This window comes from Edaphobacter modestus, from assembly GCF_004217555.1.
GTDB classification, from domain to species: Bacteria; Acidobacteriota; Terriglobia; order Terriglobales; family Acidobacteriaceae; genus Edaphobacter; species Edaphobacter modestus.
Window position 1 is genome coordinate 5,550,349 of sequence record NZ_SHKW01000001.1, and the last position, 17,845, is coordinate 5,568,193.

Annotated in this window: 17 protein-coding genes and 2 pseudogenes; 9 read left to right on the forward strand and 10 right to left on the reverse strand. The window is 56.5% G+C overall.

Going from position 1 to position 17,845, the window contains the following annotated elements:
• Nucleotide 1 precedes the first annotated feature (1 nt).
• Nucleotides 2–334 carry an SDR family oxidoreductase gene (locus BDD14_RS23395; protein ID WP_130421698.1) on the forward strand — a complete coding sequence of 111 codons (333 nt, stop codon included), beginning with the start codon at nt 2–4 and terminating at the stop codon, nt 332–334.
• Nucleotides 335–798: 464 nt separating this feature from the next.
• Here BDD14_RS23395 and BDD14_RS23405 read toward each other — a convergent pair whose 3' ends face one another.
• Both BDD14_RS23405 and BDD14_RS23410 read right to left on the reverse strand, forming a co-directional pair.
• Nucleotides 799–1,191, reverse strand: coding sequence for a cupin domain-containing protein (locus tag BDD14_RS23405; RefSeq protein WP_130421702.1), 393 nt, complete (start codon nt 1,189–1,191; stop codon nt 799–801).
• A gap of 295 nt (nt 1,192–1,486) precedes the next feature.
• Nucleotides 1,487–1,771 (reverse strand): hypothetical protein, encoded by a 285-nt coding sequence (locus BDD14_RS23410; protein ID WP_130421704.1) that lies wholly within the window; start codon nt 1,769–1,771, stop codon nt 1,487–1,489.
• Nucleotides 1,772–1,904: 133 nt separating this feature from the next.
• Here BDD14_RS23410 and BDD14_RS34665 point away from each other — a divergent pair.
• Together BDD14_RS34665 and BDD14_RS23420 are read left to right on the forward strand one after the other, a co-directional pair.
• Nucleotides 1,905–2,099 (forward strand): annotated as a pseudogene (locus tag BDD14_RS34665) (ATP-dependent DNA ligase); the annotation flags it as partial.
• Nucleotides 2,100–2,249: 150 nt separating this feature from the next.
• Nucleotides 2,250–3,164 carry a phosphodiester glycosidase family protein gene (locus BDD14_RS23420; protein WP_130421708.1) on the forward strand — a complete coding sequence of 305 codons (915 nt, stop codon included), beginning with the start codon at nt 2,250–2,252 and terminating at the stop codon, nt 3,162–3,164.
• A gap of 616 nt (nt 3,165–3,780) precedes the next feature.
• Here BDD14_RS23420 and BDD14_RS23425 read toward each other — a convergent pair.
• A complete protein-coding gene (locus tag BDD14_RS23425; protein ID WP_130421710.1) occupies nt 3,781–4,563 on the reverse strand; it encodes a hypothetical protein in 783 nt (260 codons plus the stop codon).
• Between the two features lie 575 nt (nt 4,564–5,138).
• Here BDD14_RS23425 and BDD14_RS23430 point away from each other — a divergent pair.
• Complete coding sequence (locus BDD14_RS23430; protein ID WP_130421711.1) at nt 5,139–7,589, forward strand: ABC transporter permease; 2,451 nt, start codon at nt 5,139–5,141, stop codon at nt 7,587–7,589.
• A 60-nt stretch (nt 7,590–7,649) separates the two neighbouring features.
• Complete coding sequence (locus tag BDD14_RS23435) at nt 7,650–8,132, forward strand: hypothetical protein (RefSeq protein ID WP_130421713.1); 483 nt, start codon at nt 7,650–7,652, stop codon at nt 8,130–8,132.
• Between the two features lie 570 nt (nt 8,133–8,702).
• Here the strand turns inward: BDD14_RS23435 and nagA are convergent.
• Nucleotides 8,703–9,824, reverse strand: coding sequence for an N-acetylglucosamine-6-phosphate deacetylase (gene nagA / locus BDD14_RS23440; RefSeq protein WP_130421715.1), 1,122 nt, complete (start codon nt 9,822–9,824; stop codon nt 8,703–8,705).
• A gap of 258 nt (nt 9,825–10,082) precedes the next feature.
• Between nagA and BDD14_RS23445 the strand changes: the two genes are divergently transcribed.
• The 4 genes from BDD14_RS23445 to BDD14_RS23455 all read left to right on the forward strand — a co-directional run bounded on the left by BDD14_RS23445 (nt 10,083) and on the right by BDD14_RS23455 (nt 12,841).
• The gene (locus BDD14_RS23445) at nt 10,083–10,478 is read left to right on the forward strand and encodes a hypothetical protein (RefSeq protein ID WP_130421717.1); all 396 of its coding nucleotides are present in this window, start codon (nt 10,083–10,085) and stop codon (nt 10,476–10,478) included.
• 61 nt (nt 10,479–10,539) lie between these two features.
• On the forward strand, nt 10,540–10,935 hold the full coding sequence (locus BDD14_RS33795) for a nitronate monooxygenase (RefSeq protein ID WP_278045500.1): 396 nt from the start codon (nt 10,540–10,542) through the stop codon (nt 10,933–10,935).
• Nucleotides 10,919–11,623: an NAD(P)H-dependent flavin oxidoreductase gene (locus tag BDD14_RS23450; protein ID WP_278045501.1), complete on the forward strand. Its 705-nt coding sequence runs from the start codon at nt 10,919–10,921 to the stop codon at nt 11,621–11,623. Before BDD14_RS33795 ends, BDD14_RS23450 begins: the two co-directional genes overlap by 17 nt.
• Before the next feature lie 162 nt (nt 11,624–11,785).
• A complete protein-coding gene (locus BDD14_RS23455) occupies nt 11,786–12,841 on the forward strand; it encodes an IS110 family RNA-guided transposase (protein WP_130421719.1) in 1,056 nt (351 codons plus the stop codon).
• Nucleotides 12,842–13,502: 661 nt separating this feature from the next.
• On the opposite strand, the gene BDD14_RS23460 is transcribed toward BDD14_RS23455, so the two are convergent.
• From BDD14_RS23460 to BDD14_RS23485, 6 genes and pseudogenes are all read right to left on the reverse strand, one after another.
• Nucleotides 13,503–14,240, reverse strand: coding sequence for an SDR family oxidoreductase (locus BDD14_RS23460; RefSeq protein ID WP_130421721.1), 738 nt, complete (start codon nt 14,238–14,240; stop codon nt 13,503–13,505).
• 12 nt (nt 14,241–14,252) lie between these two features.
• Entirely contained in the window at nt 14,253–15,167 is a 915-nt protein-coding gene (locus BDD14_RS23465) for an NmrA family NAD(P)-binding protein (RefSeq protein ID WP_130421723.1), read from the reverse strand.
• A 69-nt stretch (nt 15,168–15,236) separates the two neighbouring features.
• Nucleotides 15,237–15,638, reverse strand: a complete 402-nt coding sequence (locus BDD14_RS23470; RefSeq protein WP_130421725.1) for a nuclear transport factor 2 family protein — start codon at nt 15,636–15,638, stop codon at nt 15,237–15,239.
• Nucleotides 15,639–15,683: 45 nt separating this feature from the next.
• The gene (locus BDD14_RS23475) at nt 15,684–16,076 is read right to left on the reverse strand and encodes a DUF427 domain-containing protein (RefSeq protein ID WP_130421727.1); all 393 of its coding nucleotides are present in this window, start codon (nt 16,074–16,076) and stop codon (nt 15,684–15,686) included.
• Nucleotides 16,077–16,096: 20 nt separating this feature from the next.
• The gene (locus BDD14_RS23480; protein ID WP_130421729.1) at nt 16,097–16,864 is read right to left on the reverse strand and encodes an SDR family NAD(P)-dependent oxidoreductase; all 768 of its coding nucleotides are present in this window, start codon (nt 16,862–16,864) and stop codon (nt 16,097–16,099) included.
• A gap of 73 nt (nt 16,865–16,937) precedes the next feature.
• A pseudogene (locus BDD14_RS23485) lies at nt 16,938–17,677 on the reverse strand (3-oxoacyl-ACP reductase family protein).
• Nucleotides 17,678–17,845 lie beyond the last annotated feature (168 nt).

A 17,845-nucleotide genomic window follows, 5' to 3' on the forward strand; every position in this document is an offset into this window, starting at 1 on the left:
GATGGCGCAGTGGTGCTCATTTTGGAAGACCGATCTCAAGAACGCTGAGACGGCCCTCCGGCAGTCACTCGTCTCCCACATCATCACAGCTAAGCATGCGGCTCCCTATATGATTCGCAACCGCAGCGGGCTTATAGTGGAGGTCACGGAGAACAACGTTCTTAGCGCTGGAGGCAATCCTGTAACTCAGGTGGTAAAGCTCGCCCTCAAAGGATTAGCTCTGAACATGGCGGCGGAATTACGCCCGTACGGTGTTTCAGCCGTTGCGATAACGCCCGGTTTTCTGCGAAACGATGCTGGAGCGGTTCGGCGTTACCGAGGAGACGTGGCGTGAGGGCGCAAAGAAAGACAAGAACTTTATGGAATCAGAATCCCCACTATTTGTCGGACGAGCCGTTGCCGCGTTCGCAGGAGATCCTGCGATATTAGAGCGATCTGGACAGCTTTTGAGCTCCTGGGAGCTAGGCCGCGAGTATCGATTCACAGACGCCGACGGACGTCGGCCGGACTGGGGTGCAATCAAGATCGATTTCTCGAGCATCCGGCGGAGTTGCTGCAGCTTCTGAGAACCGGTTCGGAGATCCAGCTTCGATGGCTAAGCGAACTGACGAGGAAGACGAAGCACTTCTTAGGCCAGTTACCACACTAGGAGCGCCGTCTACGTACGCGGCCCCAAGCAGTTCGCGGTCGAACGGAATAGTGTCTACCCATTGTTCCGAACGGATCGTCGGCCATTCGGAAGCAATCCGTCACTTCCGAGTCGACGTAATTAGGCCGGATTCGGTATGATCGCGCGGGCTATGGATGGGAAGTCGAGCTGCCTGTCGGTACGATCCCAGCGTTTTCGACCATTAGAATCACGGCTCGGCACTCCGCACGCGTGCGATGCATCACGCCCTTTGGAACGACAAATCCTTGTCGGGGCGAAAGCTCGACCGTGCGTGTTTCAAGGTCAATCAACAATAGACCGTCTACAACATAAAAGAACTCCTCGTCTTGATCGTGCTTATGCCAGTGATACTCTCCCTGTACGACTCCGAGTCGGACCACCGAGTCATTTACCTTGCAGAGAGTCTGGTTGTACCACGTAAACTCGCACGCGTCCGCTAGAGCCTTTTCGTCGATTACCTCCAAGGACTTGTGCAGAACGTTTAGGCGCGTCTCGTAAGGGAAGGAGGGAGTTGCTGCCATGGCGAGTTCTCCTTTCACTCTGGTCCGGGGCGACACCACAGTCTAGAACAAAGTCGTCTAAATCGCGGAATCGTCGGCAAAACAAAGAGTAATTCGGTTCTCTCCGGTTTGCCCGTCACTCAGGAATGGAGTTCTACACAGGCGTCTGCGCGACATGCCGACCCAACGGACTATGGGCTTGCGTTCCATTGTCAGCGAGTGACCAGTCGATAATGCGCTCATTGAGGAAGCGAAACGAGTCCATTGGCCGTAATGCTTGAGAGATTGGTTGCGGATGGATTTGAATCAGCGCCCTTTAAACTATGGGATTGCTCATCTTCGGAGGATTCAGGTTTGTTGTCCTTGTGTGATCTGGAGCCTGATATACCAAATCGGAGGATAATGGTTCACGGGCGACCTCGGCGCGGGAAGGTTGTTCAAGAGGCGCAGAAGAGGATGAAGGAGGCGTGGTCTGGTGTGGAGCTGCCTCTATCTGCGGCTGGGCTGAATTTCCCTGTGCTACCTTTTGACTTTCCGGCAACGCTTCTTCTGTAATAGCCTTGCTCTGCTCATTCCCAACAAAGCTATTCAACGGCGACATGAATCTCTACCCTCCAGCCATTTTTCTCTCCAGCAACAAACGAACGTAAGAGAGAGACCTCAGACATAGTCTGGAAGACCGACCGAAGAAAGGCATAAAGAGGATGTGATGATTTTGGAATCGTGACCTTACTAGCCTTCTCTTGTCGGAGCGAAGAGAAATTCTTCAGTCCATCATCAAGCCCAACGAACACGTTGACCTGTCAGTAGTGGCGAACAAGACGGTAGCCGAAATGCTGGCTTTCACTCGCCAACAAGGACTAGAAGGTGTGATTGCCAAACGCGCCGACGGTGTTTATTCATACAGCCCCGCTGCACTCTGTTTTTGAATCCTTGAAAAAACTGTAACTCTTAGTCGGGTGCCACTTACGGGCTCAATACGGCGACTCAAATTCTGCGTATTTTCATCCGCCTGTGATTCCATTTCATCTTTTGCGCGTAGATCATCATGCCCATCCGCAACTTCAGGAGGACATGACATGTCACAGTTCCGCGATTGGGTTTTTTCCGTATGCCTCGTCTCCGCTGCACTGCTCCCTGCCGCAGCAAGCACGGTGAAGGTCAATAATTGGAAACCAGCCTTCATCGGTATCGAAGAGACTACCGCCACGATCGACGGCCAGGACGCCAGCGTAGCTTATGCAATGCGGATCGATCTGCAAGCTCCCGGCATCCGCTTTTACTCCACGCCACACCAAGGGAGCAAGCAGACAATCGCGTCCACCGATAGCCAGTTTCTGGTCAAATACGGGCTGCAAGCAGTCATTAACGCCAACTTCTTCGCGCCTTGCTGCAACGCTGCCCCCGAGGAGAAGACATTCAATGGTGTGGCGGTTTCCGACGCCAATGTTGTAGGCGTGCCGGTGAGTGCGGTCGGACAGAACGCCGCGCTGCTGATTACCCGCAAGAACGAAGCCTCCATCGTCACCACGACGGAGCAAACGGACCTGACCAATGTCTTTACGGCGGTCACTGGATCGGGCATCGTTGTCAGCGAAGGAGAGAACGTGGGCAACAGCACAGGCGGGCTGCAGGGTGATGGTGCTGATCCGAATCCGCGCTCTTTGTTGGGTCTATCGAAGGATGGGCGCTATCTCTATGTAGTTGCCATCGACGGGCGGCAGCCGGGTTACAGCGTCGGCACGACGAGCGTCGAGAGTGCCGACATCATGCTGAAGCTGGGTGCCTACACAGCGCTAAACCTTGACGGTGGCGGTTCCACTTCGCTGGTAAAGGATAACAGTCAGGGTGGAGCGCAGGTCGTCAACCATCCGAGCGGTGGCGTGGAGCGTTTCGATGCGAACCAACTCGGCATTCGCGCGGTGCCTCTGCCAAAATCTCTTTCGATCCCGGCGATTCTTGAAGATTTCTACAACGCATTCCAGAACTACTAACCGAGATGGGGGGCCGCGTGCAACAGGCGCTGCGGCCTTCTGTCGATGAAGCGATGGACGGGATCTTCGAACTCTAGAGGAAAGCTACGGGCCCGTCGCGCGCAAGCAGCATTACGTTTCTTCAGATCTACGGGCGGGATAGACGAGCTGCCAAGTGCGCTTCCCTCCATCAGGAAGAGTGAGCCAAAATCGTTCCGCCGCTTGAGCTGGGCGTAGCGGGATCGGAATCTCGGTAATATCTGCGCCCCCTGGCAAATGGGCCTGAAAGCAATAAGCCAAATAATCTTCGATGATACAGCCTTACGCGGTCCAACATTTGAGTAATGAACTCAACAACGGACACGCCGTCGATTAGCGGCTGGTGCGCTATAAATTGCTGACGGTCCCGCTGTTTCATAGCGGATGCGAGGTAACGTCCAGCCCATTGTGGTCCAGGTTGTTACGGGCATTTTATGAGGCGTTCCGACCAACTCTTCGACAGGATCAAGCGCTTACTCCTCTGATGGCCGCTCGTCCGCGGCCAGAGAGATCCAGGAAACGCGCCACGACAATTGCCGGAGGACCGCTCTTCGCCACGGGCGCGCCTAGATGGACATTTAGTAGTTTGACGTGTGCTCTAATCGATCTTTTCGTAAATTGTGGTGGCGGTTTCGTTTACGCCAACCGCGCTGCCGACCTCTTCCAGCGTCTTGCCATCCGCTGAGACGGTCTCGGTCGCTTTGTAGATCGGCTTGCCATTCATTTTTTGCACCATGGTGAAAGTGCGCGGTCCCGTTTTTGTAAGCGACAGGGTCAGGCCCTCGGGAACAGTCGGGCCAGTTGCCGGATAGTCCTTCCCGTCGGTCTTGATTGTGACCGTGGCGTGGTAATCCGGTAAGCTCCAAACAAGCGCGCCGTCGCCGTTGTCTTTGAACTCATATCCCGAGAACGATTTGAGGTCGACCTTTGTGCTCTTCCAGTTCCCCATAAAGCCATTTGTTCCGCTCATCCGCGTATATGTGAACGAATCATTAAATTTCTCGCCATTCGGCTTCGTTCCTTCGGAGGTCAATGTTATGGTCTTCCCATCGCCGGAGAGCGTGTAGGTGTTCTCGGAAAGCTTAGTCGAACCGTTCATCACTGTCTGCTTCCACGTCTGGTCATCGACTTTTTCCCATTGGGCGGTGTAACCCATCGGAGTGGTTGTGTCACTGCCGTCGGGTTTGAAGGAGTAGCTCTGTCCGCCACTGGTGACGCGGACCATGCCTTCTGATGCAGGGGTGAACTGAATGGTGTCGCCGGTAAGTTGGCTTTTTTCTGCGTTGAATTTCCAACTGCCGGCAAGGGGACTTTGCGCCGCGGTAGCGGTTGCTAAGGAGATGATTGCTGCCAGGGTCCATTTAGAAAGAGAAATTTTCATGATCACACGCTCCAGAATTCCCCTCTGCGGGTGAATGGGGTGGTCATCTGCGGGATTGCGAGATCAGCAAAGGAAAGCGAGAGAGATATTGCCGACGACGGCGGCAAATACCTCGCAGGTCGGGAAATCTTCTCCGCAAGCTGCAGAAGCGCACCTATGATCGCTCTGAGCATCGTCTGCTGGCAATGAAAATGTTATTGTGTCGCCCATTGACCGGGCTGCCTCTGTCTAACCGAAGCGATGGCAGCAGGACTCACATGTTGATCCTTGTTGAAGACGCGATGGGAAGTAGATCGCCTTGCCACCGAATCTCCATGGGCCTATGGGAGAAGTCGTATACTTCGACATATCGGCAGGCAGCCCCTTTGAAAGTTCAGTTTGTTCCAGGATGAGCTGCTTTCTGTCATAGCTGTCGCTGAATAATTCGCCGGTGTGTCCATGAGCGGACGTGAGTGACCGGAATTGGACGGCAGCGGCTCCCCACGGTGCCGGCTTGTATTGATAACAAGCTTCTTGAAGCCACTTAACAGTGGTATGACGATTGCATTTGCTCTCGTTTAGCGGGAGGTTGCGCGATGACCACGATGATGCAGAACATGCAGTTTGCCCTCAGACAACTGCGGAGAAGCCCGGGATTCACGCTGGTGGCTGTGGTCATCATGGCGTTGGGAATCGGAGCGAATACGGCGATCTTCAGCGTCGTGCATGCGGTCCTGCTGGAGCCGCTCCCGTTTGGCGACATCGACCCGCTGGTGCAGGTGTGGCACACGCCTCCGCAGGCGAGCTTTCCGGGGATGAAGAAGTTCTCAGTCTCGCCTGCAAACTTTCTGGACTGGCAGAAGCAGAGCGCGGCGTTCGAGAAGATGGCGCTGTATTCGGGGACACGCTTCGATGTGACGGGCGCGGGCAAGCCGGAGGCGGTGACGGCAAGCTCGGTGAGCCCGGAGTTCTTTCCGGTGCTGGGAGCGAAGCCGCTCCATGGAAGGACATTTCTGTCGGGAGAGAGCGGGGGCGGACACGATCGCGTTGTAGTGCTGAGCTATAAGTTTTGGCAGACCCACTATGGTGCCGATGCGGGAGCAGTGGGAAGGACGATCCGCCTGGACGGCGAGCCATACACGATTGTGGGCGTGATGGGACCGGCGATGACGAAGCCGGAGTTCGCGCAGATGTGGGTGCCGCTGGCGCTGACGCCTGCGGAGAAGGCGGTACGAAGCGAGCATAACTTTCGGGTTTTGGGAAAGATGAAGCCGGGGGTGACACTGAAGCAGGCGCAGTCGGAGATGGACACGATCTCCCAGCGGCTGGAGCGGGCTTATCCCGGAGACGACAAAGGATGGGGCGCGCTGGTGGTCCCGCTGCGCGAGGAGACAGTGGGAGACATCCGCCCGGCGCTGCTGATGATGCTGGGCGCGGTGGCGTTTGTGCTGCTGATCGCATGCGCGAATGTGGCGAACCTTGTGCTGGCGCGGACCTTTGCGCGAAGGAAGGAGATCGCGATCCGCACGGCGATGGGAGCGACGCGGCCACGCATCGTGCAGCAGCTTCTGTCGGAGACGGTTCTCCTGGCACTCTTCGGCGGAGTGGTGGGGCTGGTGGTGGCGCACTTCGGGATCGAGCTGCTGCTGAAGTACTTCGCCGATAACCTGCCGAGGATGGGAGAGATCGGGCTGAGCTTGCCGGTGCTTGCATTCACGCTGGCGGTATCGGTCGTGACGGGGATTCTTTCGGGGCTGATTCCGGCGCTGCGCATGAGCAAGGGAGACATCAACGAGGCGCTGAAGCAGGGCCTCGGGCGCACGGACGCAGATGGCGGCGGGCGAGGGATGCGGTCAGCGCTGGTGGTCATGGAGGTCGCGTTATCGCTGGTCCTGCTGGTGGGAGCGGGGCTGATGATCCGAAGCCTCTGGAAGCTGCAGACGATCGACCCGGGGTTCGATGAGCACCACGTGCTGACGATGAGCGTGAAGGTGGGCAAGAAGCAGTTCACGTCGGCTGACCAGGAGGCGCAGTTCTTCGACCAGGTTCAGCAGCGGGTGCGCGCGCTGCCGGGAGTGGAGCATGCGGGAGCGGTAGACGATCTGCCGCTGGTGGGAGGATCGAACCAGCCGGTGGCGATTGAAGGGCATGCCGCCGCGTCGCTGTCGGAGCAGCCTGAGGTTTCGGTGAGGGTGGCGACGGCGGGATACTTCAAGACGATGCGGATTCCGCTGCTGGAAGGCAGAGACATCAGTGCGGACGACACAGCCAATTCCGCTCCGGTGGTAGTGATCAGCCAGTCGATGGCGAAGCAGTTCTGGCCTGACGGCAGTCCAGTTGGCCACCACCTTAAGCTCTCGTTCTATCCGGACAAGGACCGGGAGATTGTCGGCGTTGTGGGCGATGTAAAACAGGACGGCCTGGACAGCTCGGTAGGGATCGCGACGCTGTACTGGCCGCTGGCGCAGACGTCGGGTGCGCCAGCGGGACCGTGGATGCCGCGCTCGCTGTCTCTCGTAGTGAGGACAGCGGGAGAGCCGCGCACGCTCGCGACGGCAGTGACCGCGGCAATCCAGGAGATCAACAAGGATGTGCCGGTGGACAATGTGCTGACGATGGAGGAGTTCGTTGGAGAGACGCTTACGCAGCGCAGCTTCAATATGCAGCTTCTGGCCATCTTCGGTCTGCTGGCGCTGGTGCTATGCACGGGGGGAATCTATAGCGTACTAGCGTACTCGGTGCGGCGCGGGATGAAGGAGATCGGGTTGCGTATCGCGTTTGGAGCGACGAAGGCCGACGTCCTGCGTGTGGTAGTGGCACGGGGCATGAAGCCGACGGTGATCGGTATCGCAATCGGCTTGATTGCAGCGATCGCGCTGGGACGCGTGGCCACCAGCATGATCTACGGTGTAAGCTCGCGAGACCTTGCGACGTTCACCTCCACCTCCGTGACGATCCTGCTCATGCTGGTGGCGCTGGGCGCAAGCATCTTTCCGGCGCTGCGGGCCACGCGCGTGGATCCGCTGGTTGTGCTTCGCGACGAATAGAGGCGGCATTCTCGAGACGCATGTTCTCGCATCTCCAGCGTGATTGAAAATGGGAGGACCATGAAAAAGCCACTGATGGTGTCATTCTGCAATCCGGTCTTCTGGAGTCTCATCGCCTTCGTGCCAGTGGCATCCGCCCAAACCGTTGGTCAGTTGATTCCGCACAAGGTAAAAGTGGAGTCCGTCGACTACCTCGGTAAGCGGGCGGTAAAGATCACGGAAGAGAGCCAAGTGGCCAATGGCGAAGCATACGCTATTGTGAAAGACACCATGTTTCACGATGGTGCGATCGAGGTGGAACTAGCAGGGCGTCCCGCCGCCGGCGCAGCCAGTGCCGCGCGCGGCTTTATTGGAATTGCCTTCCGTCTTCAGAACGGTCAGTTCGAGCACATTTATCTGCGGCCGACTAACGGCCGCGCCGATGACCAAGTCCGCCGCAATCATTCCATGCAGGGCTCTGGTGCAAATAGCTTCTTAGCGCGCTTTGGCTCAACGAATTTCAACTCTCGATGTGCAGAAATGGCGGGAAACTCGCAACTCTGACCTCTTTCACTCCTCCGCATGGAGTGGAGTTTTTGCTATTTTGCACCAGAGCCGATCAGGAGAGGTTGAACGTTAGCCAAGTTCGGCACCCTCATATACGACGCAGGGTCATCCAGAGAAACGGTCTGGCGCCGAGCAAGGCTTGCAGGAGTGAGCGCTTGCTGAGCGCTGGAAGCGAGGCCCGACCAGCCGATTTCTTCGTAGTATCGACCGTTCGTATCGCGCTTCACCACGTCAGTAGCCTGAATGGTGTACTGCCAGCCGTCGTTATTGCCTATCATCAGGTAGTGTGAGACCGCCCCGTCCGTATATAGGCGCTGGAGGGTCCCCGCTTCTGTCGCGGCCAGCGCTGCAGCGATTTTCCGCAGCGCGAACTGTCAACTGTTGCCAACAGGTCAATGCACTCATCGAAAACTGGTTAGGCGCCCCTCCAAGATTAGTCCTGAAAAACGCCGCAGCATCGGGGAATGCCGGATTGACCTTTGCTCTCGGATTCCCGACGCAAAAGCCGACTTCTAAGGACTCATGCGATCATTTGCAACGTTGCCCGACAGAAATTTGATTGAAGTGTCATGCGACCAACGATCCGCGGATAAAGCACTCTCGTCTAATTCCATCTGCATCGTAGACGTTAAAATCCGCAACAGCGCCTGGTGCGAGAAGCTCTGGAAGGCCAAGCATTTTTGCGGGGTTTATGGACGCCAACCGAACAGCTGAATGCAACTCCGCACGAGCAGTCTTCCTAAGGTTGGCTACGGCTCGGTCGAGAGTGATTACGCTGCCGGCCAGCACTCCCGTATCTGTTCGACATACGTCTCCCTCGACATGCACGACAGTTTCACCTGTCATGTATTTACCGTTCGGCCTGCCGGCAGCCGATAGGCAGTCCGTGATCAATATTGCACGCTCTGGCCCCTTCGCCTTTAACCATAAGCGCACCGCCTCCGGAGCAACGTGATAGCCATCGCAGATCAGATCTGCATACAGATCTTCCTGATCGAGAGCAACTCCGAGGATGCCGGGCTCGCGATGATTAAATGCGCGCATTGCATTAAACGTGTGTGTCGCAGAGACAATGCCGCTCTTTATGCCTGCAATCGCCTCCGCCTGCGTAGCCATCGAATGTCCCATCGAGGAACGGATACCCAGAGCCGTTGCATGTTTGATTGTCTCAAGAGCCCCGGGCAACTCAGGTGCAATCGTCATCAGACGAATGTTGCCGTGTGCAGCCTCCCAAAGCCGGTTCAGAAGCTCCGGCGAAGGCAATAGCAGATGCTCCGCGGAATGCATGCCACGCTTGGCATGCGAAAGGAAGGGGCCCTCTATGTGGATGCCAGCCGCTTGTGATGTTCCTGCGAGTGGATCCGCATCGATGTAATCCGCCATCCTCTCCAGTGCGGACATTGTGGTCTCAAGTGGAGCCGTGACCGTGGTCGGAAGAAATCTACTCACACCTGCACGGGCCAGAGAATGAGCAATATCTCGAAAGCCTTCGGGAGAAGCATTCATCACATCTTGGCCAGCAATACCGTGGAAATGAATGTCAAAGAAGCCAGCTGTGATTGTCCCATCCGGAAAGTCATGGTCGATATGTGCAATCTGTTGTGCACACCGTGTGCTGATTTCCAGAATGTGCTCCCCATCAATGGTCACCATCGGGTCCGCCAGGATGCCAGATGGAGTCGCTAGCATTTTCGCTGCAATTCGCTTTACGGGAATGTGCAACCTCGATTCTGCTCTTGGGAAACGTACGAACGCGTTTGGTAGAGCCCCTTGATACAAGGGTACGTTATCTCGAAACACTGAAAACGTGGTGGAGTCTTCGTTGCTATGCTCCGGAGAGTTCCCAACTGCTCGATGGCCGTGGATTTCCTGCCAACTACAACGCAGAAATGAGTACTACCTCGCGAAGCATTGGCCGGTTCGAGGTCGTCAAGGGGGCCAGATTGTATGGGTAAAAAAATCGCACTACTGCCAATTCGATTGTTTGTGTCCGTGAACCTTCTGTATGCCGCCATCTTTCTCAAGTTTGCAGGGGTGCCAGGTTCGGTGACCCTGTTCACGCAGATGTCGCGAGTGGTCCACGGGTTGGTATCTCAGCCGATATTCCGACTAGGGTCAGGGGTGTTCGAGACGGTAGTGGCGGTTCTGCTCCTGATCCCGAAGACAGCCAGATTGGGAGCGGGATTGACTGTGTGGATGACTGCCGTAATTCTCAGTCACATTTTCGTGTTGGGATATGGCTGGTTCTTTGTCGATGCTCTCATGGTGATGGTGCTGGCTCTCATTTATGTCTTGCTGACACACAGGGACTCCCATCGCGTAGGGACCGAGCTGCCGATATGAACGACTATTGAAGCCTGAGGGGGCGAGAGACACTCGCCCCTTCTTTCCTGAGCGAGGTGGCATGATGGCGAGAGCATGGAATCAAACCCGCGTTTCAGAGGTTCTGGGGATCGAGTACCCGATCATCCAGGGACCGCTCGGCGGTCTTTCATCGCAGAGACTTACCGCCGCTGTATCGAATTTCGGAGGGCTCGGAATATTTGGCGCGCACGGTCTTGAACCAAACGCGATTGAAGAAGTGATTGCCGAGATTCGTTCGCTGACGGCGAAGCCATTTGCGATGAACTTGTGGGTTTCGATGGAAGATGGGGGAGCGCGCACATCGGACGCTGCAGCATTCCGCCGCGCTCTGTCGCATCTCTCGCCACACATCGAAGCGCTCGGCGGCACACAACCGGCATTTGCACCGTACAAGCCGATCCGATTTGAGGATCAGGCGCGTGCTTCTCGATACTAACGTTCCCGCCTTCTCGTTTATCTACGGTATTCCACCAAAAGAGATATTAGACGAGGCAAGGAAGAGAGGGATCGTTACGCTCGGAACGGCTACCACGCCGGACGAAGCCATCGCTCTCGATCGGGCTGGAGTCGACGTAGTGGTTGCATCGGGCTTTGAGGCGGGCGGACATCGCGGATCCTTTCTAAGATCGGCACAAGACTCGCTGACAGGAACCTTCTCACTTGTGCCGCAGACGGTGGATGCGGTAAAGGTTCCGGTCGTGGCCGCTGGCGGAATATCCGATGCTCGCGGCATTGCCGCATCCTTCGCGCTTGGAGCGGAAGGCGTACAGATGGGCACCGTCTTTCTCGCCTGCGAAGAGTCTGGCGCGCACCCGCTGCATCGCGAGGCCATTCTCAGCGGCAGTGCCGGACACACCGCACCGACTCAAGGCTTTACAGGCAGACTCGCACGAGGAATAGACAACGAACTACTCCAACTGAATAAGCCCGGCACCGAGATACTGCCATATCCATTGCAGAGGTTCCTTATGCGTAGCCTGGCACTCCCCGCGCAAGAGACTGGCAGATCTGACCTGCTCGCACTCTGGGCCGGACAGAGTGCCAACCTGGCACATTGCCCCGGAATCCCGGAACTTTTGCACTCCCTGGTGGAAGGTGCGGCGGAACGGCTGAATCGCATCTGATAGGTGCTTTCGCCGATGCGCCCATTGAACCTAGATTGGTAACGTGAAGTCGGCTAGTATTTACAAATCCAGTCCACGTGATTTCATAACAGTGTTTGCTCTGTCGAGGCGCGATTAGACTCTGGGCATCGACGACGGAAGGTTCGGGAGAAGGAGCCGAACATGATCATTGTAGGAGTGGATTATCATCCAAGCGTTCAGCAAGTAGCGTTTTTAGATACGGAGACGGGCGAGACCGGCGAACGGCGACTGAACCACAGCGATGGAGAGGCAGAGCGTTTCTATCGCGATCTACAGCGAAGACAGGTCAAGGTGCGTGTCGGGATAGAGGCCACCGGACATGCACGTTGGTTTGAGCGATTTCTGGCAGAGTTGAAGTTCGAGCTGTGGATTGGGGATCCGGCCAAGATCAAGGCAGCACTGGTACTCAAGCAAAAGACCGACCGGCAGGATGCTCAGTTATTGCTTAGGCTACTGGTAGAGAGTCGCTTTCCCCAGATCTGGGTCCCGAATCCGGAGAACCGTGATCTACGCCAGCTAATCTGGCATCGGCATCGCCTGGTGCAGATGCGCACGCGGGCCATGAACCAAATCCAGGCTGCAGCGATGAACGAGGGAGTACGGCGCAAAAAGACACTGTGGAGCAAGACCGGACGAAGGCAACTGGAGGCACTCCCGCTTGCTCGGTGGGCCACACGGCGCCGACAGGACCTGCTGGAGTTGGTGGATCGATTGAACACAGCTATCGACGAGCTTACCGCAGCAGCCGAGCAGGAGGCACGCAAACGGTCCGAGGTACTGCGGCTGATGACGCATCCCGGCGTGGGGCCCATCACAGCCCTGGCCTTTGTGTTGGTGCTTGGATCTCCGGATCGATTCGGTTGCGGCCATCAGATAGGTAGCTATCTGGGCCTCATTCCCTGTGAGGACTCCAGCGCCGATGGTCAACGACTGGGGCACATCACCAAACAAGGAAGTTCTCTGTTGCGCTTTCTACTGGTGGAGGCAGCCCAGGCTGCTGTCCGCTGGGACCCGGACTGGCGACGTCGCTTCGTTCATCTGGCCATGCGTCGCGACCGCCGCATCGCTAAGGTTGCGATGGCACGCAAACTGGCCGTCAGCCTCTACTGGATGTGGCGTAAGGAATGCGATTATCAACAGACTTTGCAGTTCGGTTCGCACGCGGGAGAGCCTGGATTCGTCCATGGTGTGAAGTAAATCACCGCCCACTTGATTGGGCATCCCGCTCCCTATCCAGGGAGTTCGAAGTAATAATCATGGTCGAACGTGCGATCGGAGAGATGGTTGGGTCGGACCGAATTCCGCCCGAAAGATTACATGCGAACCTTTGTCGACGATGATGAGTTTGTTCAACCAAAGCGTAACGAAACAGCTCCTCGGAGTGAGTGCCGTCCTACGCTCAAAAATGCATTGACACAGCCGAGATTGTTAGAGATGGATGTAAAACCGGCTATCCGGACGAGTGATAGCGGCTAATTGACTCGTTACCGCTTTCTCAACGAGTGGTAAATCCATAGCGCCGTATCGACAGTGCTCGGCAGGCAGAGTTTGGCCTGCAGAAAGATTTTGGAGCGAGCATTGTGGATACGGCGATTTGTACTAAACCCGGTGAGGTTTTGGCAGGACAATTGCTTTATGGGGATTCAATCCATCGCAGCTATTTTGTGCTGACTTGAGCGGAAGCGTTGTGACTGCCGTGGGCAACATGCAACTTGTCCTGCCAAAAACTCTACCACGCTTCCACCTACCCGCGGAGCGGGTTTAGTACAAATCGCCAATGCGCTCATCGAGGTTCGGACTAGTCCTGTGAAAAGTCGGCTTCCCGGAAGCAATTCCGTCGCATTCAATGAGCTCACGCTCATATTTGCCCTCTGCCGCCATCAACGAACAGTTCGATACCTGTGACGAAACTGGAGTCATCCGAAGCCAGAAACAACGCCGCTTTGGCAATTTCATCGGGATCCCCCATCCGTCCCATCGGGATGGTGGACACGATTCGTGCAATAGCGTCTGCGGGCTGTCCATCGATAACCGGCGTATCGGTCGGCCCCGGGCTAATAACGTTGGCACGAATATGACGGTCTTTGATATCCGAGGTCCAGGTTCGGACGAAGGAGCGGAGAGCGGCCTTCGTCGCGCCGTAGACACCGAAGGCGGGCGTACCTTTTACGCTCGCTACCGAGCCGTTGAGGATGATCGAACCTCCATCATTCAGCAGCGGCAAGGCTTTCTGCACCGTGAACAGTGTTCCCTTGACGTTGATGTCGAAGAGCTTGTCGAAATGCTCCTCCGTGATTTTGCCAAGGGGAGCAAATTCGGCGACGCCAGCATTGGCAAAAACGATATCGATTCTCCCCTTGGCCGCGACGAGCTCGTAGAGACGATCAAGGTCGGTCAATTTGGCAATGTCTCCCCGAACGCCAGTGACGTTGCTGCCAATTGCTTCCACGGCCTCGTCTAGCTCCTTTTGGCGGCGACCCGTGATGAAGACGTAGGCGCCCTCCTTGACGAAGAGCTTTGCGGCAGCCAACCCGATCCCGGTGGTGCCACCAGTAATCACTGCTACTTTTCCTTGCAGCTTTTTAGTTCCAGTCATTGGTGGCCTGCCTCAGTGTCCCTTGTTCTGTTGATACTCAGCCGCAAAAACATCCTGCACGAAGTTTTCAAAGGAAGTCGGTGTGGTGTTCTCCGGCGAACGCGGCTCTAATGGAATGAGGACTCCTGTGTTGATGGCTTTGTACATCTCGATGTACATGGCAGCTCCCTTCGGCGGAATACCCATCTCCGTCAATACCTGCTCCACTTGGTCATAGGGAAACTGCTTGTACTCCAGATCGGGGTTGCCAATGCCGCGCGCAATCATTGCGGTAGCTTCCGTCATCGACAGGTCGCGCTCACCAAGCAACTCGCGGGTTTGTTTGCCGGAAAAATCCAGGCGCAGAAGGCGCTCCGCTGCATAGTCGCCAACGTCGCGGGTCGCGATCATGGGTAGCTTCACATCGGGTCGCAGTGCATTTCCTAGCAACCCCATCCCATGGATCATGCCGATGGCCTTCAGATTGTTCTCCATGAAGTACGCGGCCCGCAGGTGCAAGACGTTCAAGCCGCTTATCGCGTTTAGCTTTTGCTCCGAAGAATGCAGCCCCGCAACTGGCCCGGTGCTCTCCGGAACCTGTGCACCATAGCTACTCAAATGCACCGCGTAGCCAACGCCAGACTCCTTCACAGCTTGCGCGATCGCAGTGCTCTCTTGCTCCTGGTCCTCGCGAGATTTTGCCGGCGGCAACATCAAGTACGCCGCGTGTGCACCGTTGAAGGCCTTGTTGAGCGCAGCCACATCGCTCAAATCAGCCGTGAACGCTTCAGCTCCTTTGTCCACAAAGCGCTGTAGCCGCCCAACGTCGCGTCCCATGACGCGCACTTTCTTGCCCTTTAGTAACAGATAATCAGCGATGATGGAGCCGGTGTTCCCGCTCGCGCCCAAAATCACATATTTGCCATTCGCAACAACGGGTGAAGTCATAGCTCATGTCTCCTTGCTTTGGTAAAAGGGTGTCGAACGCCGCCAGAACGATGGCGATGTTTTCGGCTCTCACTCGGGAAATGTGTCGCCGAACATGGGAAGGCCGCTGACCGATTCAGCCTTAGTAGCCTCGTCCTGCAAAACGTCCCAATGCTCCTTAAGAACACCGTCTTCGAATCGGACAACGTCGGCCGCAATCCAGGCTGCGGGCCTTCCTATCCCAGTGAAACGGCCGTGCGCGATGACGTAGTCGCCTTCTGCGACGATGAGTTGGTTTTCGTAGCGCAACGTATCTGGCGAGGAGCGGACAAGAGTGAACAGTCCTTCACGTCCCGGCGCAATGTGCGCACTGTGCTGGATGTACTTCGGCGACCAGAAGCGTTCTGCCGCCGCGTAGTCGCGTTTATTGAAGAGGGTGTCAAAGGCTTCGAGAACGATCGCCTTGTTCTGTTCAGGTGTTGTCTTTGGCATGTTCGGCTCCTGGGGTGTGTCCGGATGATTGGCAGGTGAACGTTCTTAGGCAACTACTTCGATTGCATCGACGCGCGTGGGATAAAACGCCAGATGGTCCTCAATGTCGGCGACTGCCTCGTAAGGGTTTTCGTAGGTCCAAATCGCATATTCCGATTTCGTTCCGCCAAGGGGAATGCTGTAGTACGCGCAATCGCCCTTGTACGGACAATAGGTGTAGTGCGCTGTCCGAACGAGCAAGGACATGTCCGCATCGCCGCGCGGCAGGTAGTAGACGGGTGGATATCCCTTCTCCTCCAACTGAAGTGCTTGTGTCGATTCAGCAACGATCCTTCCAGCGACCGTGACACGAACCTTGCCCTCAACTGGCGAAATCGTGATGGGATGGTCGGGGCCAGGGATTTTGATCTCTTTACCTTTGCTCGGAGTGTTATTCATTGCGTTCCTCATGTTGCCTGTCAGAGCTTCGAACCGCCATCGACGGGAATACTGGCACCAGTGATCCAGCGCGCGGCACCGGAGGCTACAAAAGCGACTACGTCGGCAACATCCTCGGGCTTGCCGAGCCGCTTCAACGCCTGCATTCCCAGCGCGACCTCGCGTCCCGCTTCTGTCTTCGTGAAATTCGACATATCTGTATCGATGACGCCTGGAGCGACAGCGTTTACGCGTATGCCGCTCGGCCCGAGGATGGCAGCCAAGTGCTTGACCAGAGTTTCAAGAGCCCCTTTGGTAGAGGCGTAGGCAAGAACGGAAGGATTTTCCAAACCGGGCTTGCCCACCACGGTGCGGGCTACAGCAGAGGAGATAGCAACAATGCTTGAACCATCACCCAGCACGGGAAGGAGTTGCTGCACCAGGAAAAACGGGCCTCGGACGTTGGTCGCAAAGAGGTTGTCAAAATCCTCTACCGTGTGATCCGCGATGCGAGCCAGTTTGCTGATCCCGGCATTGAGCACAAGCACGTCCAGGCGATCGCCGACTATAGAGCGCACCTGTTTCGCTAGTAGCGCAGCACCGTCTGGAGTTCCCAGGTCTGCCGAGATTGCGTCTGCACGCCCGCCTTCCCCTCGGATCTCGACCGCAAGAGACTCCGCTTCCTGTTTTGAGCGGCCATAGTGAACCAGGACGTGCGCCCCGGCCTCAGCGAGCGCCGTTGCCGTCGCGCGGCCAATTCCTCTCGATGCGCCCGTCACAAGTGCTGTTTTGTTTTGAAGTGCAGCCATTATTCGCCCTCTTGCCCTTTCACATGACGGGATTGATCGCTCTTTGGGCCCATTGCTGGGCGGACACACTGTTTTAGGCGTTCATTCCGCCATCGACGGTCAGATTCGCCCCGGTAATGTACGAGGATTCAGGACCGGCGACGAATGCCACCATTGCCGCGATCTCCTCAACGAGCCCATAGCGGTTGAGCGCTGTGGCAGCCTTCTGCGGTACCGCCCAATCACCCGACGCGGGATTCAAATCCGTGTCGATGGGGCCCGGCTGAACGTTGTTGACCGTGATGCACCGGCTACCGACCTCTCTGGATAACGCCTGAGTGAACATCTTGACGGCTCCTTTCGTGGCCGCGTATGGCACCAGCCCGGGCGCAACAGCGCGCTCTCCCACCGCCGAACCGACCATGATGATGCGGCCACCATCGTTCATGTGCTTCAGCGCAGCCTGGGTGGTGGCGAATACGCCGCGAATGTTAATGTCGATCACACGATCCATCTCCTCCAGTGTGGCCTCTTCGAACGGTTTCGGGATGGCTGTCCCGGCGTTGTTCACAAGCACATCCAGTCTGCCGAAGGTTGCGACGGTCTTTTCGACTGCACCCTTAACAGCTTTGGCGTCGCCAACGTCTGCCTGGATCGCGACAGCCTTTCCGCCACCGAGCTCAATCGCTTTGACCACCGCCGAAGCCGCGCTCGCGTCCTTCGCATACGTGATGGCCACGCTTGCTCATCGGCGGCCAGACGCTTTGCAATCGCTGCGCCAATACCCCGGGAACCGCCGGTTACGAGTGCCACTTTGTTAGCCAACTTAGACATAGATTCTCCTCTGTTTCCGTGAATAATTCACTGCTCCACTGATTCAACTGACTGCGATCTTGCCCGCCCCAGCCAGACTTATGAACCGTTTGGTTCTATATGATGGCGAAGCTGCGGCGGGGGATGCAGAAATATTGAACTATTTAGTTCTTTATCAGATAATGTGTG